General features: G+C 69.4%; 23 protein-coding genes. 6 read left to right on the forward strand and 17 right to left on the reverse strand.

Going from position 1 to position 22,625, the window contains the following annotated elements; translation table 11 throughout:
• Positions 1-43: 43 nt before the first annotated feature.
• Positions 44-814 carry a type I methionyl aminopeptidase gene (gene map / locus ACN4JJ_RS09970; protein WP_440709756.1) on the forward strand — a complete coding sequence of 257 codons (771 nt, stop codon included), beginning with the start codon at positions 44-46 and terminating at the stop codon, positions 812-814.
• 33 nt (positions 815-847) lie between these two features.
• On the opposite strand, the gene trmD is transcribed toward map, so the two are convergent.
• From trmD to rpsP, 5 genes are all read right to left on the reverse strand, one after another.
• Entirely contained in the window at positions 848-1,627 is a 780-nt protein-coding gene (gene trmD, locus ACN4JJ_RS09975; RefSeq protein ID WP_440709757.1) for a tRNA (guanosine(37)-N1)-methyltransferase TrmD, read from the reverse strand.
• A gap of 35 nt (positions 1,628-1,662) precedes the next feature.
• Positions 1,663-2,415, reverse strand: coding sequence for an endonuclease domain-containing protein (locus tag ACN4JJ_RS09980; RefSeq protein ID WP_440709758.1), 753 nt, complete (start codon positions 2,413-2,415; stop codon positions 1,663-1,665).
• A 267-nt stretch (positions 2,416-2,682) separates the two neighbouring features.
• Entirely contained in the window at positions 2,683-3,276 is a 594-nt protein-coding gene (rimM, locus tag ACN4JJ_RS09985; protein ID WP_440710292.1) for a ribosome maturation factor RimM, read from the reverse strand.
• The gene (locus ACN4JJ_RS09990; RefSeq protein WP_440709759.1) at positions 3,269-3,505 is read right to left on the reverse strand and encodes an RNA-binding protein; all 237 of its coding nucleotides are present in this window, start codon (positions 3,503-3,505) and stop codon (positions 3,269-3,271) included. Before ACN4JJ_RS09990 ends, rimM begins: the two co-directional genes overlap by 8 nt.
• A gap of 2 nt (positions 3,506-3,507) precedes the next feature.
• Positions 3,508-3,975 carry a 30S ribosomal protein S16 gene (rpsP, locus tag ACN4JJ_RS09995; protein ID WP_440709760.1) on the reverse strand — a complete coding sequence of 156 codons (468 nt, stop codon included), beginning with the start codon at positions 3,973-3,975 and terminating at the stop codon, positions 3,508-3,510.
• Between the two features lie 177 nt (positions 3,976-4,152).
• On the opposite strand from rpsP, the gene ACN4JJ_RS10000 reads away from it, so the two are divergent.
• Positions 4,153-5,286, forward strand: a complete 1,134-nt coding sequence (locus ACN4JJ_RS10000) for a glutamate--cysteine ligase (RefSeq protein ID WP_440709761.1) — start codon at positions 4,153-4,155, stop codon at positions 5,284-5,286.
• Positions 5,287-5,478: 192 nt separating this feature from the next.
• Here ACN4JJ_RS10000 and ACN4JJ_RS10005 read toward each other — a convergent pair whose 3' ends face one another.
• Both ACN4JJ_RS10005 and ffh read right to left on the reverse strand, forming a co-directional pair.
• Positions 5,479-6,294, reverse strand: a complete 816-nt coding sequence (locus ACN4JJ_RS10005; RefSeq protein WP_440709762.1) for an LLM class F420-dependent oxidoreductase — start codon at positions 6,292-6,294, stop codon at positions 5,479-5,481.
• A 111-nt stretch (positions 6,295-6,405) separates the two neighbouring features.
• The gene (gene ffh / locus ACN4JJ_RS10010) at positions 6,406-7,983 is read right to left on the reverse strand and encodes a signal recognition particle protein (RefSeq protein ID WP_440709763.1); all 1,578 of its coding nucleotides are present in this window, start codon (positions 7,981-7,983) and stop codon (positions 6,406-6,408) included.
• Positions 7,984-8,132: 149 nt separating this feature from the next.
• Here ffh and ACN4JJ_RS10015 point away from each other — a divergent pair, with 149 nt between their 5' ends.
• From ACN4JJ_RS10015 to ACN4JJ_RS10025, 3 genes are read left to right on the forward strand one after another with little or no spacing between them, the layout of a single operon-like run.
• A complete protein-coding gene (locus ACN4JJ_RS10015) occupies positions 8,133-8,558 on the forward strand; it encodes a MarR family winged helix-turn-helix transcriptional regulator (RefSeq protein WP_440709764.1) in 426 nt (141 codons plus the stop codon).
• Positions 8,555-9,916 (forward strand): MFS transporter, encoded by a 1,362-nt coding sequence (locus tag ACN4JJ_RS10020; protein ID WP_440709765.1) that lies wholly within the window; start codon positions 8,555-8,557, stop codon positions 9,914-9,916. The genes ACN4JJ_RS10015 and ACN4JJ_RS10020 overlap by 4 nt, the downstream gene beginning before the upstream one ends.
• A gap of 27 nt (positions 9,917-9,943) precedes the next feature.
• Positions 9,944-10,867 (forward strand): LLM class flavin-dependent oxidoreductase, encoded by a 924-nt coding sequence (locus tag ACN4JJ_RS10025; protein WP_440709766.1) that lies wholly within the window; start codon positions 9,944-9,946, stop codon positions 10,865-10,867.
• On the opposite strand, the gene arfA is transcribed toward ACN4JJ_RS10025, so the two are convergent.
• The 6 genes from arfA to ACN4JJ_RS10055 form a co-directional block, all read right to left on the reverse strand.
• Complete coding sequence (arfA, locus tag ACN4JJ_RS10030) at positions 10,860-12,371, reverse strand: arabinosylfuranosidase ArfA (protein ID WP_440709767.1); 1,512 nt, start codon at positions 12,369-12,371, stop codon at positions 10,860-10,862. The two genes, ACN4JJ_RS10025 and arfA, sit on opposite strands and share 8 nt — an antisense overlap.
• 1 nt (position 12,372) lies before the next feature.
• Positions 12,373-13,671 (reverse strand): family 1 glycosylhydrolase, encoded by a 1,299-nt coding sequence (locus tag ACN4JJ_RS10035; protein ID WP_440709768.1) that lies wholly within the window; start codon positions 13,669-13,671, stop codon positions 12,373-12,375.
• 17 nt (positions 13,672-13,688) lie between these two features.
• Positions 13,689-14,585 carry a carbohydrate ABC transporter permease gene (locus tag ACN4JJ_RS10040; protein WP_440709769.1) on the reverse strand — a complete coding sequence of 299 codons (897 nt, stop codon included), beginning with the start codon at positions 14,583-14,585 and terminating at the stop codon, positions 13,689-13,691.
• Positions 14,585-15,535, reverse strand: coding sequence for a carbohydrate ABC transporter permease (locus ACN4JJ_RS10045; RefSeq protein ID WP_440709770.1), 951 nt, complete (start codon positions 15,533-15,535; stop codon positions 14,585-14,587). The genes ACN4JJ_RS10040 and ACN4JJ_RS10045 overlap by 1 nt, the downstream gene beginning before the upstream one ends.
• 88 nt (positions 15,536-15,623) lie before the next feature.
• The gene (locus ACN4JJ_RS10050; protein WP_440709771.1) at positions 15,624-16,895 is read right to left on the reverse strand and encodes an ABC transporter substrate-binding protein; all 1,272 of its coding nucleotides are present in this window, start codon (positions 16,893-16,895) and stop codon (positions 15,624-15,626) included.
• 185 nt (positions 16,896-17,080) lie between these two features.
• Entirely contained in the window at positions 17,081-18,100 is a 1,020-nt protein-coding gene (locus ACN4JJ_RS10055; RefSeq protein ID WP_440709772.1) for a LacI family DNA-binding transcriptional regulator, read from the reverse strand.
• A gap of 74 nt (positions 18,101-18,174) precedes the next feature.
• Between ACN4JJ_RS10055 and ACN4JJ_RS10060 the strand changes: the two genes are divergently transcribed.
• Positions 18,175-18,981, forward strand: coding sequence for an alpha/beta fold hydrolase (locus tag ACN4JJ_RS10060; protein WP_440709773.1), 807 nt, complete (start codon positions 18,175-18,177; stop codon positions 18,979-18,981).
• Here ACN4JJ_RS10060 and ftsY read toward each other — a convergent pair.
• The 4 genes from ftsY to glmU are packed head-to-tail and all read right to left on the reverse strand — an operon-like array spanning position 18,978 to position 22,601.
• Complete coding sequence (gene ftsY, locus ACN4JJ_RS10065; RefSeq protein WP_291052264.1) at positions 18,978-19,853, reverse strand: signal recognition particle-docking protein FtsY; 876 nt, start codon at positions 19,851-19,853, stop codon at positions 18,978-18,980. The two genes, ACN4JJ_RS10060 and ftsY, sit on opposite strands and share 4 nt — an antisense overlap.
• Positions 19,854-19,858: 5 nt before the next feature.
• Entirely contained in the window at positions 19,859-20,131 is a 273-nt protein-coding gene (locus tag ACN4JJ_RS10070; RefSeq protein WP_291052266.1) for a mycoredoxin, read from the reverse strand.
• Between the two features lie 28 nt (positions 20,132-20,159).
• A complete protein-coding gene (locus ACN4JJ_RS10075) occupies positions 20,160-21,137 on the reverse strand; it encodes a ribose-phosphate diphosphokinase (RefSeq protein ID WP_440709774.1) in 978 nt (325 codons plus the stop codon).
• Positions 21,138-22,601 (reverse strand): bifunctional UDP-N-acetylglucosamine diphosphorylase/glucosamine-1-phosphate N-acetyltransferase GlmU, encoded by a 1,464-nt coding sequence (gene glmU / locus ACN4JJ_RS10080; protein ID WP_440709775.1) that lies wholly within the window; start codon positions 22,599-22,601, stop codon positions 21,138-21,140.
• Positions 22,602-22,625 lie beyond the last annotated feature (24 nt).

Below are 22,625 nucleotides of genomic sequence, written 5' to 3' on the forward strand. Positions count from 1 at the left end.
CGGGTGGGTAGGGTCTTCATGAAGCTTTTGCGAAGGAGACACCATGATCGAGCTGAAGACGCCTGCCGAGATCGAGCAGATGCGGCCCGCCGGGGAGTTCGTGGCCTCCGTGCTCACCGAGCTCGCCGCCCGGGCGGCCGTGGGCGTCAACCTGCTGAAGCTCGACAAGATCGCGCACGACATGATCCGGGCCCGCGGCGCCGAGTCGTGCTACATCGACTACCACCCCTCCTTCGGCGCCTCCCCCTTCGGCAAGGTGCTCTGCACAAGCGTCAACGACGCCGTGCTGCACGGGCTGCCCCACGACTACGCGCTCCGCGACGGCGACGTGCTGAGCGTCGACTTCGCGGCATCCGTCGACGGCTGGGTCGCCGACTCGGCGCTGACGGTCGTGGTCGGCACGCCGCGGTCCTCCGAAGACACGCGGCTGATCCAGGTGACGACGGATGCGCTGGCCGCCGGCATCGCCGCCGCCCAGCCGGGCAACAGGATCGGCGACATCTCCGCCGCCATCGGCGAGGTCGCCACGGCCGCGGGTTACGGCGTGAACACCGATTTCGGCGGGCACGGCGTCGGGCGCACCATGCACGGAGACCCGCACATCCCGAACCAGGGGCGCGCGGGCCGCGGGCTGCCGCTGCGACCGGGGCTCGTCATCGCGATCGAGCCGTGGTTCCTCGAGACCACCGACAAGATCTACACCGACAAGGACGGCTGGACGCTGCGCTCGGCCGACGGATCGGTGGGGGCGCACATGGAGCACACGGTGGCGATCACCGAGGACGGGCCGCTGATCCTCACCGCGCGCGGCTGACGCCGCCGGCCCGGCAGGCGCGAGTGCTCGACGCTATTCGTTGGGCAGCAGGCCGGGCGGCAGCAGGTCCGGCCGCACCCGAGTGGTGCGCTCGATCTGCTGTGCGCGCCGCCAGTCGGCGATGGCCTTGTGGTTGCCGCTCAGCAGGACCGGCGGCACCTCGAGCCCCCGCCAGGCGGCGGGCTTGGTGTAGCTCGGGTACTCGAGCAGGCCGTCTTCGTGCGACTCCTCGACGAGGCTCTCGGGGTTGCCGACGACCCCCGGGATGAGCCGGCCGATCGCCTCGACCATGGCCATCACAGCGACCTCCCCGCCGTTCAGCACGTAGTCGCCGATGCTCACCAGGCGCACCTCGGCGCGGGTGGCGGCGTGGTCGAAGACGCGCTGGTCGATGCCCTCGTAGCGCCCGCAGCCGAAGACGAGGTGCTCGCGCTGGGCGAGCTCACGCGCCATCGCCTGCGTGAAGACGGTACCGGCGGGTGACGGGAAGATGACGACGGGGGCGGATGCGGCAGGGGCGGCGGGGGCGATCTCCGAGCCGCCCGCGTCTGCGTCCGGATCCGCGTCCGCATCCGCATCCGCATCGGGACCCAGGATGGCGTCCAACGCCTCGCCCCAGGGCTCGGGCTTCATCACCATGCCGGCGCCGCCGCCGTACGGGGTGTCGTCGACCGTGCGGTGCCGGTCGTGCGTGAACTCGCGCAGGTTGTGCGCGGTCACCTCCAGCAGTCCGGTCTGGCGGGCCTTGCCGAGCAGCGAGATGTCGAGCACGTCGAAGAACTCGGGGAAGATCGTGACGACGTCGATGCGCATCCCCTCAGCCTATCCGCGCCGCCGATCCGGCCCGCTCAGAGCGTGATCGCGAGCCCCGCCTTGTGATGCTTCGGCGACCAGCGGTGCTCGTCGCGCCCGACCATCTCCCGGATCAGCGCGACGACCCTGCCCCACTCCCCCATCACCTGGTCGTACGTGAGGCGGATGATGGCGCACCCGCGTTCGTGCAGGATGAGGTCGCGGCGCCTGTCCTCGTCGTAGGCCTCGTCGCTGGAGTGCCACTCGCGGCCGTCGAGCTCCACCACGAGCCGGTCGCCGACCAGCAGGTCGACGTAGCCCACCCCCGCGACCTTCACCTGGCTGCGGTAGGGGATGTTGTACCGGCGCAGCCCCAGCCGGGCCTTCGTCTCGAGCCCGGACTGCGCGGACGGGTCGACGAGGTCGAGGTAGCTGCGGTACGAGCCGGGCAGCTCGCTCATCAGGAACTCGAGCTCGGCGCGGGAGATGCGCTTCTTGTTGAGCGCGGAGTCGAGGCTGACGATGGCGTCGGCCTTGCTCTGGCAGCCCACGGCGTGCAGCAGCGCCCACTCGATGGAGTCGACGGGACCCTCCGGTTCGTCGAGCCCGTACGCCCGGCGCGAGCGGTGCAGCACGACGCCCCACCGCTCGGGATCACCGAGCGGCACGGACCGGTCGTGGGGTGCGGAGAGGCCTCGAGCGGTGGGTGCGACGCGAACGTGGAGTCGATGATCGCGCACGCTCCACAGCTTCTCGTTCTGCAGCACCGAGAGACAGCTGAGGCGACCGCCGACACGGACCGCGCGCACGACGTCCTCTGGCGCTCCCTGGAGCCCCACCCATCCGTACCGGATCCGCTGAACGTCACCGAGGCGGACGGCCCGTGTGATCGCCCTCAGCGGCACGCCCCGCGCCTGAAGCTGAACGGTCGAGGCGACCCCGCCTTCGAGGGCTAGCTCTTCTACAACCCGAGTCATCCTCACATGATCGGGTGTTCGGTTCGAATATGCAGAAATAACGAGGAGCGATGCCGTATATGGCATCGCTCCTCGTTATTTCTGCAGGTTTGAACCGAACTAGTCGGCTACCGGCTCTTCGGGAGTGGCGGGCGGCGCGTCGTCCGGCTCCTCGGGGAGCTCCTCGAAGAGGCCGGCCGGCGGCGTGACCGTCACCACGCCCGCCGCGAGGTCGACCGAGGGCACGATCGCCTTGACGAACGGCACCATCACCTCGCCCGCGGGGGTCTTGACGATCAGCAGGTCTTGCGCCGGCAGGTGCTCGACCAGCCGCACGGTTCCGACCTGCTCGCCGTCGCGCACCACCTTGAGTCCGACCAGCTGGTGGTCGTACCAGGCGTCCTCCTCGTCGGAGACCGCGTCTTCGTCGAGGTCGATCCAGAGGATCGCCTTGACGAGCGCCTCGGCCGCCGAGCGGTCGGGGACTCCCTTGAAGAAGCCCACCGGATGCCCGTTGTACATGCGCAGCTCGGCCAGCTCGAGGGTCTTGCCGTGCCATGGCGACGAGGTGGGCACCTGGAGGGTGAACACCGCGCCCGGAACGAAGCGCCGCTCCGGGTCGTCGGTGAACAGCTCCAGCTTCATGGCGCCCTTGAGGCCGTGGGCTTTCGTGAGGCGACCCACTCGCAGTTGGGTCTTGTTGTTCTCAGTAATCGGTGTCCACCACGTCTACACGCACGCGCTTGCCGTCGGCCAGCGCGGTCACGAGGGTGCGCAGCGCCTTGGCGGTGCGACCCGAGCGCCCGATCACGCGGCCGAGGTCGTCGGGGTGCACGCGCACCTCGAGGACCTCGCCGCGCGGTGAGCTCTTCGTGACGACCCGCACCTCACCGGGATTGTCGACAATCCCCTTGACGAGGTGCTCGAGAGCGGGAGCGAGCAAGGTCAGGCCTTGTCCGCGGCGTCTTCGACGGCCTCGACCGCGGCCTCGTTGGCCTCGGTGTCGGTCGCGGCAGCAGCCTCGGCGTCGGCAGCGGCCTCGGCCTCGACGGCGGCGGGCTTCTCGGCCTTGGGCTTGAGGACGGGCTTCTTCTTCTCGTCGGCGACGAAGGCTTCCTTCTCACCCTTGACGCGAACGGTGGAGACCGCGTCCTTGTCGCCCTTGAACTTGCCCCAGTCACCCGTGAGCTTGAGCAGAGCGGCGACCTGCTCGGTCGGCTGAGCGCCGACACCGAGCCAGTACAGCGCACGCTCGGAGTCGACCTTGATGACCGAGGGCTCCTCGGTGGGGTGGTACTGACCGATCTCCTCGATCACTCGACCGTCGCGCTTGGTGCGCGAGTCGGCGACGACGATGCGGTAGTAGGGCGCACGGATCTTGCCGAGACGCTTCAGACGGATTTTGACAGCCACAATTCTCCTGTGTGATCTATGAGGTGGGCGAACTGACAGCCGTGAGCGTGGGGGCACACTCGGCAAAAGCTCTAAGGGAATCCTCCCGCCTGATTAGAGGGTCGGGCGGGAACAGACTCGACTGGCTATTCTGACAGAGATTGCAGTCGAAGCGGTAATTTTCCCGAAAGGCCATCCATGCAGATCACCTTCGCCGAGTCGACCCGATCCACTCTCGGCATCGAATGGGAGGTCGCCCTCGTCGAGCAGAGCTCCGGCGATCTCGTGTCGGTGGCCGGCGAGGTGCTCGAGACCCTGCAGGGAGCGGATGGCAGCCCCCATCCGCAGATCACCGGCGAACTGCTGCTCAACACCGTCGAACTGGTCACCCGCGTGCACGAGCGCGTGGGCGACGCCGTCGACGACCTGCAGGCCCAGCTGGCCGAGGTGCGCGCCATCACCGACCCGCTCGACGTCGAGCTGATGTGCGCCGGGTCGCACCCCTTCGGCCAGTGGTTCGAGCAGACCGTCACCGACAAGGAGCGGTACCACAAGCTCATCGACCGCACCCAGTGGTGGGGCCGCAATATGATGATCTGGGGCATCCACGTGCACGTCGGCATCGACGACCGCGAGAAGGCGCTGCCGATCGTGAACTCGCTGCTGAACTACTACCCGCACCTCCAGGCGCTCAGCGCGTCGAGCCCGTTCTGGGGCGGCGTGAACACCGGATACGCCAGCAACCGCGCGCTGATGTTCCAGCAGCTGCCGACGGCCGGCCTGCCCTACCAGTTCGGCAGCTGGGCGAACTACGAGGAGTATGTGGCCGACCTCATCCACACCGGCGTCATCAGCGACCACACCGAGGTGCGCTGGGACATCCGACCCTCGCCGCAATGGGGCACGGTCGAGATGCGCGCGTGCGACGGCCTCTCCAGCCCCGAGGAGATCGGTGCGGTGGCGGCGCTCATCCAGTGCCTGGTGGACGACATGTCCCAGCGCCTGGACGACGGCGAGGAGCTGCCGACGATGCAGCCGTGGTTCGTGCGCGAGAACAAGTGGCGTGCCGCCCGCTACGGCATGGAGGCCGAGATCATCCTGAACTCCGCCGGCGACGAACAGCTGGTGACGGATGCCGTGCGCGGCGAACTCGAACGGCTCGCGCCGGTCGCCGAGCGGCTGGGCTGCTCGGCCGAGCTGGATCAGGTGAACCTGATCCTCGACCACGGTGCGAGCTACCAGCGGCAGCTGCGGGTGGCGGAGGAGAACGGCGGGAGCCTCCGGGCGGTGGTGGCGTCGCTGACGAAGGAACTGCGGCACGGCCTGACCTGAGACGCGCGCTTCCCGAACACTTCTCCCGCACGGCAAACGCATCAGGCCGTACTCGATGACCCAAGGTGAGCGTGTGGCCGGAGGGTGCGAGCGTAGCCCGCGCCCTCCGACCGCATGCTCACATGTCGCGGCTCGCCGGGCAGGGACCAGCGAGCCCCGGGAGCGCCGAGCGAAGCCCGGCGCCCCCGGCAGCTAGGAGCTGACGCTGTCGCGCCACTTCACGAGGTCGCGGACGCCCTGCATGTCTGCGGCGAGGTCGGGGCCTGTGATGCCGAGGGTGAAGAGGGTCACTCCGAGGTCGAGCTGGCGGTCCATGTCGGGGAGGGCGTCGCCTCGGGCGCCGCGGGTGCCGACCGAGATCTCGATGTCCGCGAAGTCGCGGTCGACCTTCTCGCACCACTCGCGCAGGATGCCCAGCTTGCGCTCGAGGGTCTCGGTGTCGGCGAAGGAGTGCCAGATGTCGGCGTGCTGGGCGACGATGCGGAGGGTCTTCTTCTCGCCGCCGCCACCGATCAGCACCGGGATGTCGCGGGTGGGTGCGGGGTTCAGCTTGGCCCAGCGCGCCTCGATGCGCGGGAGGGCCTCCGAGAGCGCGTCGAGACGCTGACCGGCGGTGCCGAACTCGTAGCCGTACTCGTCGTAGTCGCGCTCGAACCAGCCCGAGCCGATGCCGAAGATCAAGCGGCCGTCGCCGCCGTCCTTGGCGCTGATGTGGTCGACCGTGCGGGCCATGTCGGCCAGCAGGTCGGGGTTGCGGTAGCTGTTGCAGGTCACCAGCGGACCGAACTGGATGCGCGAGGTCTGCTCGGCCCAGGCGGCGAGCATCGTCCAGCCCTCGAAGTGCAGGCCGTCGGGCTCGCCCGAGAGCGGGTAGAAGTGGTCCCAGTTGAACGCGATGTCGACGCCGAGGTCTTCGAGCTCGGCGAGGGTGTCGCGGATGGTGGCGTAGGAGCTGTGCTGCGGGGCGATCTGCACGCCGATGCGCACCGGACGAGAAGAAGTTGTCATACGGCAAGCATATGCACGCCCCGGTGAACGCGGGATAACGTCTAAGGTCGGAAACCGGCAACCGGACGCCGGCCTCAGGCGGGAGGACTCAGCGCCGGAAGGCGGGACGACTCAGCGCAGGAACCGCTGCAGGGCCTCGAGTTCCTCGGGGCTCGGGTTCGGCGTGCCGTCGGCCGCCTTGCTGCCGAGGCCGAAGCCCGCTCCCCCGCCGGTGCCCGCGGCCACGGCCGGCTTCTCGCCGGAGGCCCGCGCCGCGTTCTCGGCCGCGCGCTTCGCGGGGTTGCCCGACCGCGATCCGCTCTTCTTCTTGGCCTGCTGCTTGCCGCGCCCGCCGCCGAAACCGGCCCCGGGGATGGGCCCCATGCCGGGCACGTTCGGCACGCCGCCCTTGGCCACGGTCTTCATCATCTTCGCGGCCTGCTCGAAGCGCTGCACGAGCGAGTTCACCTCGGTGACGGTCATGCCCGAACCCTTGGCGATGCGCAGGCGGCGCGATCCGTTCAGCAGCTTGGGGTTCTTGCGCTCGGCCTTGGTCATCGACTGGATGATCGCCTCGGTGCGCACGATCTCGCGCTCGTCGAAGTTCTCGAGCTGCTGCTTGAGACCGCCGGCGCCCGGCAGCATGCCCATCATCTTCTTGATCGAGCCGACGTTGCGCAGCTGCTGCATCTGCTTCAGGAAGTCGTCGAGCGTGAAGTTGTCGGTCGCGAACTTCTCCGCGACCGCGCGCGCCTCCTCCTCGTCGAAGGCCGACTGGGCCTGCTCGATGAGCGAGAGGATGTCACCCAGATCCAGGATGCGCGACGCCATCCGGTCGGGGTAGAACGGCTCGAAGTCGTCGAGCGTCTCACCCGTCGAGGCGAAGATGATCGGACGGCCGGTGACCGAGGCCACCGAGAGCGCCGCACCACCGCGCGCGTCGCCGTCGAGCTTGGTGAGCACGACACCGGTGAAATCGACGCCCTCCTGGAAGGCGCGGGCCGTGGCCACGGCGTCCTGACCGATCATCGCGTCGATGACGAAGAGCACCTCGTCGGGGTCGACGGCCTTGCGGATGTCGGCGGCCTGCTTCATCATGTCGGCGTCGACGCCGAGACGGCCGGCGGTGTCGATGATGACGGTGTCGTACTGCTTGTCGACGGCGTACTTGATGGAGTCCTTGGCCACGCGCACGGGGTTGCCCACGCCGTTGCCGGGCTCGGGGGCGAAGACCGGCACGCCGGCCTGGCCTCCCACGATCTGCAGCTGGTTGACGGCGTTGGGCCGCTGGAGGTCGGCCGCCACGAGGATGGGAGTGTGGTTGTCTTTCGCGAGCCACTTGGCGAGCTTGCCGGCGAGCGTGGTTTTACCCGCACCCTGCAGGCCCGCGAGCATGATGATGGTCGGCGGCTTCTTCGCGAACTCGAGCCGGCGCTGCTGCCCGCCGAGGATCTGCACGAGCTCCTCGTTGACGATCTGCACCACCTGCTGCGCGGGGTTGAGCGCCTTGTTCACCTCGTCGCCGAGGGCGCGCTCGCGCACCTTGCCGGTGAAGTCCTTCACGACCTCCAGCGCGACGTCGGCGTCGAGCAGGGCGCGGCGGATCTCGCGGACGGTCGAGTCGACGTCCGCAGGGCTCAGCTTTCCCTTCGTGCGGAGGTTCTTGAAGGTTTCGGCGAGCCTGTCCGAGAGATTTCCAAAAGTAGCCATCGTGCAGCCAGTTTAACCGCTCGGACGGGTCTCGGGATCGCGCCCAGGGCGAACGCCCGTGGCGAACGCGCGGGGCCGGGGCCGGCGGGGGCGACGACGGATGCGCCTCACCGTTTCATTAGCAAGGCTAATTAGCGTATGCTAAATACATGCCCACCTCCACCGACCACCCCCTCAGCGCCGAACTGCGCATGGGCGTGCAGCGGCTGTCGCGGCGCCTGCGGCAGGAGAAGGCCGACGACGAGCTGAGCGACTCGCAGTCGAGCGTGCTCGCCTACCTGCTGCGCACCGGTCCGCGCACGCCCGCCGAGCTGAGCGCCTTCGAGCACGTCACCCCGCCCTCGATGAACCGCACGCTCAACGCCCTGCAGACCGCGGGCTACGTCATCCGCACGCCCGACGAGGCCGACGGCCGCCGGGTGATCGTGACGCTGACCGATGCCGGTCGCGACTTCGTGGTGGAGACGCGCCGCCGCCGCGACGAATGGCTCGAGCAGCGGCTCGCCACCCTCTCCCCCGCCGACCTCGAGGTGCTCGGCCGAGCCGCGCCGATCATCCGGGGGCTCACCGAATGAGCGCCATGTTCCGCTCGCTCGCGGGCATCGACTACCGCATCTGGTTCGCGGGCGCCCTGGTGTCGAACGTGGGCACCTGGATGCAGCGCACCGCCCAGGACTGGATCGTGCTCACCGAACTCAGCGACCACGACGCCGTGGCCCTCGGCATCACGACCGCGCTGCAGCTCGGCCCGCAGCTGCTGCTCGTGCCGGTGTCGGGCCTGATCGCCGACCGGTTCGACCGCCGGCACGTGCTGATGGCCACCCAGCTGGCGATGGGCCTGCTGGGGGCGGGGCTCGGTCTGATCGTGCTCCTGGGCGTCGCCCAGCTCTGGATCGTGTACGTGTTCGCCCTGCTGCTCGGCATCGCCTCGGCGATCGATGCTCCGGTGCGGCAGACCTTCGTCTCCGAACTCGTGGCCGGCCCGAACCTCGGCAACGCCGTGGCCCTGAACTCGGCCTCGTTCAACGCTGCGCGCACCATCGGCCCGGCCGTGGCCGGACTGCTCGTGGTGGCGGTCGGGGCCGGCTGGGTGTTCCTCATCAACGCCGTGAGCTTCGCGGCGGTGCTCGTGTCGCTGAAGGCGATCCGGCCGGCGCGGCTCGTGCCCGTGGTGCGCGCGCCCCGGGCGAAGGGGCAGCTGCTGGAGGGCTTCCGCTACGTGCGCGGGCGGCCCGATCTGATGATCATCATGGTGATCGTGTTCGTGATCGGCACCTTCGGCTTCAACTACCAGATCTTCACCTCCACGATGGCGACGGTGGAGTTCGGCCTCGACTCCGCCGGCTTCGGCGTGCTCACCTCGGTGATGGCGATCGGATCCGTGGCCGGAGCGCTCGTCTCGGCGAGCCGCGACAAGCCGCGGGTGCGCCTGGTGTTCCTCGCGTCCGCCGGCTTCGGGGTGAGCGCCCTGCTGGCCGCGCTCTCTCCCTCGTACTGGCTGTTCGCCGGGGCGCTCGTGCTGATCGGCTTCGCCGGGCAGATCCTCATGACCACCGCGAACGGCACGGTGCAGACGACGACCGACCCGCGGATGCGCGGCCGCGTGATGGCGCTGTACATGGCCATCTTCATGGGCGGCACTCCGATCGGGGCACCGCTGCTCGGCGCCGTGGCCAACACGCTCGGCCCGCGCTGGGCGCTCGGCGTGGCAGCCCTGGCCGGCATCGTGGCGTTCGGGATCGGGATGGTGTGGCTGGCGGTCTACCGCGACGCCCGCATCCGCGTGATCGGCCGGCGCCCACGGCTGGTGTTCGGAGCACGCGACCGGATGGCGGGCTCGCTCACCGCAACCGGCTCGTTCCGCGCCGTGCCTCCGCGCGAGGAACTGGCCGACGATCTCGAGCTCGACGAGGCGGAGGCGCGCCGGGCCTGAGTCGGTGGTGCTGGCTACGCTGTGGGCATGCGCCACGGAATCGTCATCCTGCCCCAAGACCCCTGGACCGAAGGCCGCCGCAAGTGGCAGCTCGCCGAGGAGCTCGGCTTCGACCACGCCTGGACCTACGACCACCTCTCCTGGCGCTCTCTAGCGGGCGAGCCGTGGGGCGCCACCGTGCCCACGCTGACGGCCGCCGCGACGGTCACCTCGCACATCCGGCTCGGCACCTTCGTGGCCTCGCCGAACTTCCGGCATCCGGTGCCCTTCGCCAAAGAGCTGGCGACCGTCGACGAGATCGCCGGCGGGCGGCTGACCCTGGGCGTCGGGTCGGGCGGCACCGGGTTCGACGCCTTCGTGCTCGGCCAGGCGGAGCTGACGCCCCGGCAGCGGCACGAGCGCTTCGCCGAGTTCGTGGAGCGGCTGGATGCGCTGCTGCGCTTCGAGACCGGAGCCGAGAACGAGACCGAGACCGACTCCGACGACGCCGCCGCGGCCGAGCCCCAGGGCTTCTCCTTCGAGGGCGAGTGGTACACGGCGAAGGACGCGCGAATGGTCGGCACCCCCGCCCAGTCGCCCCGCCTGCCGTTCGTGCTCGCCGCGAACGGGCCGAAGGGGCTCGCCCTCGTGGCGCGCTTCGGCCAGGGCTGGGTGACCACCGGCCCCGAGGGCCGCACGGGCGAGGAGTGGTGGAGCGCGGTCGCCGAGCTCGCCGGGCGCCTGGACGATGCTGCCACCGCATCCGGCCGCGATCCCGGCACGATCGACCGCTACCTCTCGCTCGACTCCGGCGGCACGTACTCCCTCAGCAGCGTCGGCGCGTTCGAGGAGCTGTCGGGCCGGGCGGGCGAGCTCGGGTTCACCGACGTGATCGCCCACTGGCCGCGCCGGGACGGGATCTACGCCGGCTCGGAGGACGTGCTCGTGGAGGCGGCCTCCCGGCTCAGCTGAGCGTGATCACCGTCCACGACACCGGCGGCAGCTCGATCGTGGCCACGCCGTCGCCGAGCACCAGGGTGTCGTTCACGGCCATGCCGACGCGGTCCGGGTTCTCGAGGGTGTTGACCGCGTGGAAGTCGGTGTCGGCGAGCGTCTGAGCCATGGCATCCGTCACCGCTCCGACGCAGCTGAGATCGAGCTCCAGGGTCGCGGTCTCGCTCTGCGAGCGGTTGACCACGAAGATGCTCGTGCGCCCGGTGACCTCGTCGACCGTGGTGACGGCGTCGAGGGTGGGCACCGATCCGTAGTCGGCCGTGTCGTAGCGGTCGCATTCGACGCGGGTCATCACCGTGCTGCCGGTGGCCAGCGCCGAGGTGAGGGCGAACGGGAAGAAGGTGGTCTGCTTCCAGGCGATGCCGCCCGGCTCGGTCATGATCGGCGCGATCACGTTCACCAGCTGCGCGAGCGAGGCGCTCGTGACGCGGTCGGCGCGCTTGAGCAGCGAGATCAGCAGGTTGCCCACCACCACGGCGTCGGCCACCGTGTAGGCGTCTTCGAGCAGCCGGGGCGCCACCGGCCAGTTGTCGGCGCCGGTGAGCTTGTCGACCTTCTCGAAGCGCTCGTTGTACCAGACGTTCCACTCGTCGAAGGAGATGTTCACGACGTGGTCGCTGCCCTTGACGGCCTTGACGTGGTCGACGGTGGCGACGACCGATTCGATGAACGCGTCCATATCGACGGCGGAAGCCAGGAAGCTGCCGAGGTCGCCGTTCTTCTCCTCGTAGTAGGCGTGGCAGGAGATGTAGTCGACGTCGTCGTAGGTGTGGTTCAGCACCACCCGTTCCCACTCGCCGAAGGTGGGCATGTGCCGGCTCGACGAGCCGCAGACCACGAGCTCCAGCGTGGGATCGAAGGCGCGCATGGCCCGGGCGGTCTGCGCGGCGAGCTTGCCGTAGTCGTCGGCGGAGCGGTGGCCGAGCTGCCACGGGCCATCCATCTCGTTGCCGAGGCACCACATCCGCACGTCGAAAGGCTCGCGGCGGCCGTTCGCCGCACGGCGGTCGGCGAGCGCGGTTCCCTGCGCCAGGTTGGAGTACTCGAGCAGATCGAGGGCCTCGAGAGTGCCGCGGGTACCGAGGTTCACGGCCAGCATGAGCTCGCTGCCCACCGACTCGAGCCACGACGAGAACTCGTGCAGGCCCACCTCGTTCGACTCGGTGGAGTGCCAGGCGAGATCCAGGCGCGCGGGCCGCTCGGCTACCGGGCCCACGCTGTCCTCCCAGCGGAAGCCCGAGACGAAGTTGCCGCCGGGGTAGCGGATGGCGCTGACCCCGAGCTGCTCGACGAGCTCGATGACGTCGCCGCGGAAGCCCCGCTCGTCGGCGGCCGGATGGCCGGGCTCGTAGAGGCCGTCGTAGACGCTGCGGCCCAGGTGCTCCACGAAGGAGCCGAAGACGCGGCGGTTGACCGCGCCGATGGGCAGGCGCGGGTCGAAGATCAGTCGTGCGGTGGCCATCTCAGCCTTTCGAGGTGGGGGTGGAGGAATCGGATGCCGCGAGCGCGTGCTCGCGGAAGCGCTTGGCGACGGGGTTCTCGCGCCGGGCGAGCGGGCCGCCGGCATCGGGGTCGCTGGGCTCGACGAGGTCGTAGAGGCCCATGCTGAGCTGGTGGGCGGCGCGCGGAGCGGTGCTGTGCCGGTAGGTCCACTCGTACATGTCGAACAGCGGCCACCAGGTGTAGCCCACGACCGGCAGCCCCTCGGCGCGCGCCGTCTGCACAGCCGCCACCGAGGCATCCAGCCACCGGATGCGCGCCTCGGGCGAGTCGGTGACACAGGTCTCGGTGACCATCACCGGGGCGCCGTAGCGCGAGGCGTAGGTGCGCAGCGAGGCGAGCAGCCCGTCGGTGCCGTCGTCGAGCGTGGGCCTCGGGTCGGCGAAGCCGCCGCCGTGGGTCACGCCCGCCTCGAACAGCTCGGTGGAGTGCCGCGGGTAGTAGTTGACCCCCATCACGTCGGGGCGGACGGCGTGATCGGTGAACCAGGCGAGGGCGTCGTCCGAGACCCCGTTCGCGCTCAGCAGGGGGCGGAGCGGATGCCCGTCGGCGACCGATCCGGTGACCAGGTCTTCGACCAGGAAGGCCTGGTGCCGCAGCCGCTCGGCGGTCTCCCGGTGCTCGGGCGCATCCGTGTCGCCGGCGTAGCGGAGGGTGGCGTCGACGTGCACGAAGCTCGCCGCGTCTCCCAGCACCTCGGCGATGCCGCGCTGGGTGAGTACGAAGCCGCGGGCCAGCGCGGTTGAGATCGACACGAGACCACGAGGACCGCTGAGGTACGGCGGCCAGTAGGCGTACTCGCCGCTGAACAGCGCGTGGATCATCGGCTCGTTCACGGGCGTGTAGTCGGTGGCCACATCGCGGTAGCGCTCGGCCACCGCGACGGCGTACTCGGCGATGCGCTGCGGGTAGTCCGGATGCGCGAACTCGCCCTCGAGCCAGAGCGGCGTTCCGTAGTGCAGCAGGTCGACGATCGGGCGGAGGCCGTGCTCGCCGAAGGAGGCCATGGCGCGGTCCAGCCACGACCAGTCCCACTCCCCCGGCGCCGAATTCACCCGGTGCCACGGGATGCCCCAGCGCAGGAACGAGGCGCCGACGCCCGCGGCGAGCGCGAAGTCGGTGTCGAACTGCTCGTAGTGCTCGGTGAGCTCGTACTCGTCGACGGCCCGTTCGCCCGGGCGCTCCTGGGGCACGAAGGTGTCTTCGACGCCGAGGCCGAAGTGCATCCGGCCGTCGTCGAACCATTTGATGGTGTCGGTCATAGCTCTCTCCTGCCGGCCTATTTCAGTCCCGTGCTGGCGACGCTCTCGATGAAGCGCTTCTGCACGAAGAGGAACATCACAGCAAGGGGCACCACGGCGATCAGCGAACCCGCCATCATCACGCCGTAGGGCACGATGCCGCTCGGGCCGGTGAGCAGGGTCAGGCCCGAGGTGATGGTGCCCATCTCCTGCTGGGTGGTGAACACCAGCGGCCAGAGCAGGTCGTTCCAGTTGTTGACGAAGGTGTAGATACCGAGCGTGAGCAGGGCCGGCACCGCGTTCGGCAGCACGATGCTGCGGAAGATGCGGAACTCGCTCGCCCCGTCGATGCGCGCGGCGTTGTCGAGGTCGCGCGGGAGGGAGAGGAAGAACTGGCGCAGGAAGAAGATGCCGAAGGCATCCGCCGCCCTCGGGATGATCAGGCCCCAGAAGGTGTTCACCCAGCCGAAGTCGGCGACCAGCTGGTAGATCGGGATGAGGGTGGCCTGGAACGGGATCATCAGGCTCGCGACGATCACGATCAGCAGCACGCGGCTGCCGCGGAAGTCGATCCGCGCGAGCACGTAGGCCGCGAGCGAGTCGAACACCAGGGCGCAGAGTGTGACACCGCCCGCGAACACGAAGCTGTTCAGGATCAGCCGGCCGAACGGGAGCTCGGTGAAGATGCGGGTGAAGTTGTCCAGCGTCCAGTCGCCCGGCACCAGCGAGGGCGGGAAGGCGTTGACCTCGGCCACCGGCTTGAAGGCGGTGAAGACGATGATGATGATCGGCAGCAGCACCAGAAGGGCAACGGCGAGCATGGCGGCGAAGAACAGCCACGGGCCGATGCGGCGCAGCGGCGCCCGGCGCTTCGCCGTGGGGCGGGCGGCCGGCGCATCCGGTGTGCGGGGCGGGCGTTCGGTCAGAGCGGTCATCAGCCCACATCCTTCTCACGTCGGCCGGTGACGAAGAACTGCACCAGGCTGAGGATGAGCGTCGCGATCAGCAGCACGTACGACAGTGCCGAGGCGAAGCCGAGGTCGAGGTCTTTGAAGCCGGACTGGTAGATCTGCATCACCACGGTCTGCGTGCTCTTGTAGGGGCCACCGCCGGTCATCACGTAGATCTGGTCGAAGGCCTGCAGCGCCGCGATGGTGGCGATGATCAGCACGAAGCCGGTGGTGTTGCCGAGCAGCGGCATCGTGACGTTGCGGAAGCGCGACCACGGCCCGGCGCCGTCCATCTTCGCGGCCTCGTAGAGACTGCCCGGGATCTCTTGCAGCCCGGCCAGGAAGACGATCATGTAGAAGGCGAAGTTCTTCCACACCGCCACGAGCACCACGGTGGGCATCGCCAGCACCGGGTCTTGCAGCACGTTGCCGATGCGGATGCCGAAGCCCTGCAGCCAGTAGTTCAGCAGGCCCACCTGCGGGTCGAGCAGGTATTGCCAGGCGAACGCCGCCACGGCGAGCGACACGATGAAGGGCAGGAAGAGCCAGGTGCGGAACACGCCACGGAAGGGCAGGTGCGGGCTGTTCAGCGCGAGGGCGAGCACCAGGGCCAGGACGACCGCGAGCGGCGTGAACATCACGGTGTAGAGCACCGTGTTGCCCATCGCCCGCAGGATGTCGGGATCGGTGAAGACCTCGGCGTAGTTGTCGAGACCGATGAACTTCTCGCGGCCGAATCCGCTGGCATCGGTGAACGACAGGCGGAGCGCCGAGATCATCGGCCAGAACACGAACAGGGTGAGGATGGCGATGGCCGGCAGCAGGAAGCCGGCGATCGTCAGCCGGCGCTTGGCCTGGCCGCCGATCGGTCCGCGGCCGCCGAGCTGGCCCGGGGGGCGGTAGCGGCGGGGCGGCCGGGTGGCGTGAGTGGTCATCTCGGATCCTTCGCGTGGGGGCTCTGGTCGGGCAGCGGATGCGCGGGGCCGGGCGTGTGGGGCGCACCGGCCCCGCGCATCCGTGGTGCTACTGCTCGTCGAGCGTGCTCTGGATGGCCGTCTGGGCGTCACCCAGCAGGCTCGATGCGTCGCCGCCGGCGAGGGCCTTCTGCGTCGCGACATCCATCTCGGTCAGCACGTCGGAGCTGTTCACCACACCGGGCAGCAGCGCGCGGCTGGTGCCCGCGATCTCGGTGAGCGCGGCGACCGTGGCGTTGTCGGCCACGTCGGAGGCGGGGATGTCGGTGCGCAGCGGCGGCCAGCCCGAGCCGAGCGACCACGCAGTGGCCACCTCGGGCTCGAAGAAGTAGGAGAAGAACTCCTTCGCCGCGGCGGCCTTCGCGTCATCGGCCTGCGCCGTGATGCCCATCGAGACGCCGATGGCCGAGGCGGCCTGCTGCTTCGGGCCGGCGGGGATCGCCGCGATGCCGTAGTCGATGGCGTTGTCCTTGGCGATCGAGGCCATCCAGGGGCCGCCGATGGTCATCGCGACCTTGCCCGAGCTGAACAGCTCGTCGGCCTTCACCCCGTCGACACCGGTGGGCGAGATCTTGTCGTCGATGACGGCTTTGCTCCAGTACTCGAGCGTCTCGGCGTTCTCGGGAGAGTCGATCACGGCCGTGGTGCCGTCTTCGACCACGTCGCCGCCGTTGCCGTAGAACAGGCTCGGCCAGACGCCGTTGGCCACGGTGGCGTGGTCGGGCAGCACCATGCCGTACTGCTCGGGGGTGCCGTCGCCGTTCTGGTCGACGGTGAGCTTCTTGGCATCCGCGACCCACTCGTCCCAGGTGGTGGGGAACTCGGTGATGCCGGCGGCGGCGAACAGCGCCTTGTTGTAGAAGACCGAGAGCGGCACGAAGCCGGTGGGCACGCCGTACGCGGTGCCGTCGACGGTCTCCATCGCGACCGCCTGCGGGTTGAGCTCGCTCGTGTTGCTCGCGTCGTCGGCGTAGAAGTCGGTGAGGTCGGCGAAGGCGCCCTTCGAGGCGTAGACGGGCAGGCGCTCGGCCGGCATCGCGACGATGTCGGGGCCCTGGTCGGCCGAGAGGGCCGTGAGCAGGGTGTCGTCGATGACGGCCCAGGTCTTCACCTCGGTCTCGATCTTCACGTCGTCGTGCGCCGCGTTGAAGTCGTCGACGATGCCCTCGAGCACGTCGCCGTCGGCCTCCGTGTAGCCGTGCCAGAAGGTGAGGGTGACCGGGTCGCCGGAGGCCGATCCGGAGTCGCTGCCGGACGAGCAGGCGGCGAGGCCTAGCGAGGCGACCGCCAGCACGGCGGCGGCCGTGAGGAGCTTTTTCATGAGGAGCCTTTCTGCCGGGTGACTGCTGTGTCGGCCGGCGCGACGTCTTCGTCTATCAGGATGAGGTGTTCGGGAGAGTGCTTCTGCGATGATTTACAACGTTGTAGGTAAACGTTGTAGAAGTACAGTAACCCCGGCTCCTGACAGTGTCAACCCGGCACGGTCAGGTGGTCGTCAGCACACCCTCACGCCCCGGCGGGTGCCGATTCACGGGGCACGACGGAGAAGTCGACCAAGATCTCCTGCGGAACGCCCGGCCGGGCATCGCGCTCCCGGATGCGCTGCACCAGCAGCGAGACCGCGCGCTCGGCGATCCGTTCGCGCCCCGGGTCGATCGTGCTCAGGCTGGGCACGGTGTACTGCGCCTCGTCGATGTTGTCGAAGCCCATCACCGCCACGTCTCCGGGAACCCGGATGCCCTTCTCTTGCAGCACCCTCAGAGCGCCGAGCGTCAGGGCGTCGTTCAGGCCGAACACGGCATCGAACTCCACGCCGCCGTCTATCAGTTCGCGCATCGACGCGGCGCCGTTGGCGCGGTGCCAGAGCGTGGTGTGGCTCACGAGAGCCGGGTCGTAGGGGATGCCGGCCTCCTCGAGCGCATCGCGGTAGCCGCGCAGACGCAGCGCCGCCGAGCCGACGACCTCGCCCTCGTGCGCGCCGATCACCGCGATGCGGCGCCGCCCGGAGTCGATCAGGAACCGGGTCGCGGCTTCGGCGGCCTCGACGTTGCGCATGGTGACGTGATCGACCGGGCCCCCGAAGATCCGTTCACCGAGCAGTACCATCGGGAAGTCGACGTCGAGGTGACCGACGTCGTCCTGCCCCATGCCGAGCGGGCTGAAGATGAGGCCGTCGGTCAATCGCATCCGCGGGCTGGTGAGCACCGCGATCTCGCGGTCGCGATCGGCGCCGGTCTGCTCGATCTGCACCACCATGCCCTGCTTCTCCGCGTTCGCGATGACGGCATCCGCGAGCTCGGCGAAGTAGCTGAGGCTGAGCTCGGGCAGCACGAGGCCGATCACCCCGCTTCGCCCGCTGCGGAGGCTCCGGGCCGAAAGGTTCGGCTGGTAGCCGAGCTCGTCGATCGCCGCCTGCACCTTCTGGCGCGTCTCCGGGCGGATGTGCGGATAGTCGTTGACCACGTTCGACACGGTCTTGATCGAGACGCCGGCGAGATTGGCCACATCGTGCAGCGTCGCAGCCATCTCATCCCCTTGCCGTGCGGTGGTCACCCCACACTACAACGTTGTACAGCTGCGGCCGGCGTATTCTGGGCAGGATGGACTTCGCCTCGAACCCCGCCGACGGCTCTCGCATCGCCTACCGCAGCATCGGGGAGGGAACGCCCGTCGTGCTGCTGCACGGCACCGCTCTCTCCCAGGCCATCTGGCGCGGCTTCGGCTACCTGCGGGCTCTCGGCGGCTCGCACCGCGTGATCACGCTCGACCTGCGCGGCCACGGGCGCAGCGACAAGCCGCACACGGCCGCGTCGTACGGCATCGACCTCTTCGTCGGCGACGTGATCGCCGTGCTCGACGCCCTGGGCGTGCCCGCCGCCCACGTCGTGGGTTACTCCCTCGGTGCGCGGGTCGCCCTCGCGGTGGCGACCGCGCATCCGGAGCGCGTGCGGAGCCTCGCCAGCGTCGCGGGCGCCCCCGGCACCGGCGTGGGCGTGTTCGATCGGGTGTTCTTCGACGGGGCGATCACCGCACTCGAGCACGGGGGCATGGCGGGCTTCCTCGCGGCGTGGGAGCGCGCATCCGGTCACCCCGTCGACGCGGCCACGCGGATGGCGTTCGAAGCGAACGACGCCGCCGCCCTGGCCGCCTACATGCGCGAGGCCGAGCGGCTCCCCCGGGTGACGGATGCCGAGCTCGCCGCCCTGCCGATGCCCGTACTGCTGCTGGCCGGCACGCGCGACCGCGAGCGGCTCACGGCGATGGAGCACCTCCGCGCGCAGCTGCCCCACGCCGAATGGCACGTGCTCGATGGAGCGACCCACGCCGACACCCCGCGCCACCCACAGACCCTCCCGCTGCTGGAGGCCTTCGTCGACCGCGTCGACGCCGGGAAGACGTCCGCCTAGCCGACCAGGTTCTGCGCGAACACGTGCGGCGTGAAGCCCGTGAGGTCGTTGATGCCCTCACCCTGGCCGACGAGCTTGATCGGGATGCCGGTCTTCTCCTGCACCGCGAGCACGAAGCCGGCCTTGGCCGAGCCGTCGAGCTTGGTGATGACGAGCCCGGTGACGCCGGCGTGCTGGATGAACGCGTCGGCCTGGGCGAGTCCGTTCTGCCCGGTCGTGGCATCCAGCACCAGCAGCACCTCGGCCACGGGGGCCTGCTTCTCGATGACGCGGCGGATCTTGCCCAGCTCGTCCATCAGGCCGCCCTTGGTCTGCAGGCGGCCGGCGGTGTCGATGATGACGATCTCGGTGCCGGTGTTCTTCGCCATCTCGATGGTCTGGAACGCGACCGACGCCGGATCCTGACCTTCGTGCTGCGGGCGCACGATCGCGGCGCCGGCGCGCTCGGCCCAGGTGGCCAGCTGCTCCACGGCGGCGGCACGGAAGGTGTCGGCCGCACCCACCACGACCGTGCGGTTGTAGGTCTTGAGAAAGCGCGCGAACTTGCCGATCGTCGTCGTCTTGCCGACGCCGTTCACGCCCACGACCAGCACCACGGCCGGCCGCTCGGTGAGTTTCAGCGTGGGGTCGTATGCGGCGAGGCGCTCTTCGATCGACTCGCGGAGCATCCGCTGCAGGTCTTTCGGGTCGGTGGTGTTGTAGCGCTGCACCTTGGCGCGCAGGTCGTCGACCACGGCCTCGGTGACGGTGGGCCCGAAGTCGGCCTTCAGCAGCGCGTCTTCGAGGTCTTCCCAGGTCTCGGCGTCGATCGTGCGCTTCGCGAACATGCCGCGGAGAGCGCCCGAGAGCGACCAGGGGGTGCGATCGGCCACGAGCCTCAGCCGATGCGCTCGGCGACTTCGCGCGCCGAGGGGTTGGTGGCCGTGGAGCCGTCGGGGAAGATGAGCGTCGGCACGGTCTGGTTGCCGCCGTTGACCGAAGCCACCAGCTCGGCGGTGCCCTCGACCTCCTCGATGTTCACCTCGGTGTAGGCGATGCCCTGCGCGTCGAGCTGCTTCTTGAGTCGCGCGCAGTATCCGCACCAGCTCGTGGAGAACATGGTGACGGCGCCCGCCTCGGGCGTGAAGGTGTCGATCGACGCTGTGCTCATGCCGACCAGTTTAAGCCCGAAAGGGTGCCTACGCGTCGCCGTCGAACATCGTGGTGACCGAGCCGTCGGAGAACACCTCGTGGATCGCGCGGGCGATCAGGGGGGCGATCGGCAGCACCGTGAGGCGGTCCCAGTGCTTCTCGGACGGCAGCGGCAGGGTGTCGGTGACGACGACCGAGTCGATGAAGTCGGACTGCAGGATCTCGGTGGCCGGGTCGGAGAACACGGCGTGCGTGGCCGCGACCACGACACCCGTGGCGCCGTTGGCCTTGAGAGCCTCGGCGGCCGCCACGATGGTGCGGCCGGTGTCGATGAGGTCGTCCACCAGCAGGCAGACGCGGCCGTTCACGTCGCCGACGATCTCGTGCACGCTCACCTGGTTGGGCACGCGCGGGTCGCGGCGCTTGTGGATGATGGCCAGCGGCACCCCGAGCTTGTCGCTCCAGATGTCGGCAACGCGCACGCGGCCCATGTCGGGGCTGACGACGGTGAGGGTGGCGGGATCGAGCGACTGGCGCATGTGCTCGAGCAGCACCGGCATGGCGAAGAGGTGGTCGACGGGGCCGTCGAAGAAGCCCTGGATCTGCGCGGCGTGCAGGTCGACCGACATGATGCGGTCGGCGCCGGCGGCCTTGAACAGGTCGGCCACCAGGCGGGCCGAGATGGGCTCGCGGCCGCGGCCCTTCTTGTCTTGCCGGGCGTAGGGGTAGAACGGGGCGACCACGGTGATCCGCTTGGCGCTGGCGCGCTTCAGGGCGTCGACCATGATCAGCTGCTCCATCAGCCACTCGTTGATGGGAGCGGTGTGCGACTGGATGACGAACACGTCGCTGCCGCGCACGCTCTCGCCGTAGCGGATGTAGAGCTCGCCGTTCGCGAAAGTGCGCGCCTCGGTCTCGACGAGGTCGGTGCCGAGTTCGGCCGCGATGTCCTCCGCCAGCTTCAGATGCGCTCGCCCTGAGACGACGACGAGGCTCTTCTCACCGCTGGCCTTGATTCCGGACACCTATTCTCCGATCTCGTCCGGCGCCTGCGCCGAGTGCTGTGCGGACTGCTCCGCCTGGGCCGCCTGCGCCGCCGCCGATCCGGGCCGATTCTGCTCGACCCAGCCGGCCATGTTCCGCTGGGGGGCCACGTTGATCGCGAGGGCACCAGCGGGAACGTCTTTGCGGACGACCGTTCCGGCACCCGTGTAGGCGCCGTCACCAATCCTAACGGGGGCGACGAACACGTTGTGCGACCCGGTGCGCACGTGCGACCCCACAACCGTGCGGTGCTTGTTCACGCCGTCGTAGTTGGCGGTGATCGTCCCGGCGCCCACGTTCGAGCCCTGGCCGACCTCGGTGTCGCCGATGTAGCTGAGGTGCGGCACCTTGCTGCCGGGGCCGATGTGCGAGTTCTTCGTCTCGACGAAGGTGCCGATCTTGCCGTCGGCGTCCAGCACCGTGTTCGGGCGCAGGTAGGCGAAGGGGCCCACGGATGCTCCGGCGCCGATCACGCTGAGCGTCGCGTCGGTGCGCTTCACGACCGCATCCTCCCCCACCTCGCAGTCCACCAGCGTGGTGTCGGGGCCGACCGTGGCTCCGCGGGCGATGCTCGTGGCACCCTTGATCTGGGTGCCGGGGAGGATCGTCACGTCTTCGCCGAGGCTCGACTTGAGGTCGATCCAGGTGGTGGCGGGGTCGACGACGGTGACGCCGTTCAGCTGCCAGCCGCGCACGATCAGGGCGTTGAGCTTGAGGGCCGCCGCCGAGAGCTGGGCGCGGTCGTTGACGCCGGAGACGAGCCAGGGCTCGGCCACGGTGACGGCGGCCACGTCGGAGCCGGCGCGGCGCAGCAGGCCGATCACGTCGGTGAGGTACTTCTCGCCCTGGGCGTTCTCGGTGGTGACGCGGGCCAGCTGGTCGCGCAGCTCGTGCACGCCGAACACGTAGACGCCCGCGTTGATCTCGTGCAGGGCCCGCTCGGAGTCGGTGGCGTCTTTGTGCTCCACGATGCGGTCGAGCATCCCGTCGGCCGTGCGCACGATGCGGCCGTAGCCCGTGGCGTCGTCGAGCTCGGCGCTCAAGAGGGTGGCGGAGGCGGCAGTGGCCCGGTGCTCGGCGATGAGGCCGCGCAGGGTGTCGGCATCCAGCAGGGGGACGTCACCGGAGACGACGAGCACGTCACCGTCGAAGTCGTCGGGGAGGCCGGCGACGGCCTGCTCGACCGCGCGGCCGGTGCCGGGCAGGTCGTCCTGATCGACGATGATGCTCGACGGGAAGTGGTCTTCGATCACCTCGACGACGCGGTCGCGCTCGTGCCGCACCACGCTCACGGTGTACGCGGCATCCAGTTCCCCGGCCGTGGCGAGCACGTGGCCGATCAGCGGGACGCCCGCGATCTCGTGCAGCAGCTTGGGGGTGGAGGACTTCATCCGGGTGCCTTGGCCGGCGGCCAGGACGATGATGGCGAGTCGTGCGTCGGTCACTGCAATACCTTCCGTCATCCGGGG

Source organism: Herbiconiux dendrobii (assembly GCF_052048175.1).
Taxonomy (GTDB): Bacteria; Actinomycetota; Actinomycetes; order Actinomycetales; family Microbacteriaceae; genus Herbiconiux.

Coding starts and splice junctions, on each gene's coding strand:
- map (WP_440709756.1), top strand. CDS start 44: ATGATCGAGCTGAAGACGCCTGCCGAGATCGAGCAGATGCGGCCCGCC.
- trmD (WP_440709757.1), bottom strand. CDS start 1,627: ATGCGCATCGACGTCGTCACGATCTTCCCCGAGTTCTTCGACGTGCTC.
- ACN4JJ_RS10000 (WP_440709761.1), top strand. CDS start 4,153: ATGCAGATCACCTTCGCCGAGTCGACCCGATCCACTCTCGGCATCGAA.
- ACN4JJ_RS10005 (WP_440709762.1), bottom strand. CDS start 6,294: ATGACAACTTCTTCTCGTCCGGTGCGCATCGGCGTGCAGATCGCCCCG.
- ffh (WP_440709763.1), bottom strand. CDS start 7,983: ATGGCTACTTTTGGAAATCTCTCGGACAGGCTCGCCGAAACCTTCAAG.
- ACN4JJ_RS10015 (WP_440709764.1), top strand. CDS start 8,133: ATGCCCACCTCCACCGACCACCCCCTCAGCGCCGAACTGCGCATGGGC.
- ACN4JJ_RS10020 (WP_440709765.1), top strand. CDS start 8,555: ATGAGCGCCATGTTCCGCTCGCTCGCGGGCATCGACTACCGCATCTGG.
- ACN4JJ_RS10025 (WP_440709766.1), top strand. CDS start 9,944: ATGCGCCACGGAATCGTCATCCTGCCCCAAGACCCCTGGACCGAAGGC.
- arfA (WP_440709767.1), bottom strand. CDS start 12,371: ATGGCCACCGCACGACTGATCTTCGACCCGCGCCTGCCCATCGGCGCG.
- ACN4JJ_RS10035 (WP_440709768.1), bottom strand. CDS start 13,671: ATGACCGACACCATCAAATGGTTCGACGACGGCCGGATGCACTTCGGC.
- ACN4JJ_RS10040 (WP_440709769.1), bottom strand. CDS start 14,585: ATGACCGCTCTGACCGAACGCCCGCCCCGCACACCGGATGCGCCGGCC.
- ACN4JJ_RS10045 (WP_440709770.1), bottom strand. CDS start 15,535: ATGACCACTCACGCCACCCGGCCGCCCCGCCGCTACCGCCCCCCGGGC.
- ACN4JJ_RS10050 (WP_440709771.1), bottom strand. CDS start 16,895: ATGAAAAAGCTCCTCACGGCCGCCGCCGTGCTGGCGGTCGCCTCGCTA.
- ACN4JJ_RS10055 (WP_440709772.1), bottom strand. CDS start 18,100: ATGGCTGCGACGCTGCACGATGTGGCCAATCTCGCCGGCGTCTCGATC.
- ACN4JJ_RS10060 (WP_440709773.1), top strand. CDS start 18,175: ATGGACTTCGCCTCGAACCCCGCCGACGGCTCTCGCATCGCCTACCGC.
- ACN4JJ_RS10070 (WP_291052266.1), bottom strand. CDS start 20,131: ATGAGCACAGCGTCGATCGACACCTTCACGCCCGAGGCGGGCGCCGTC.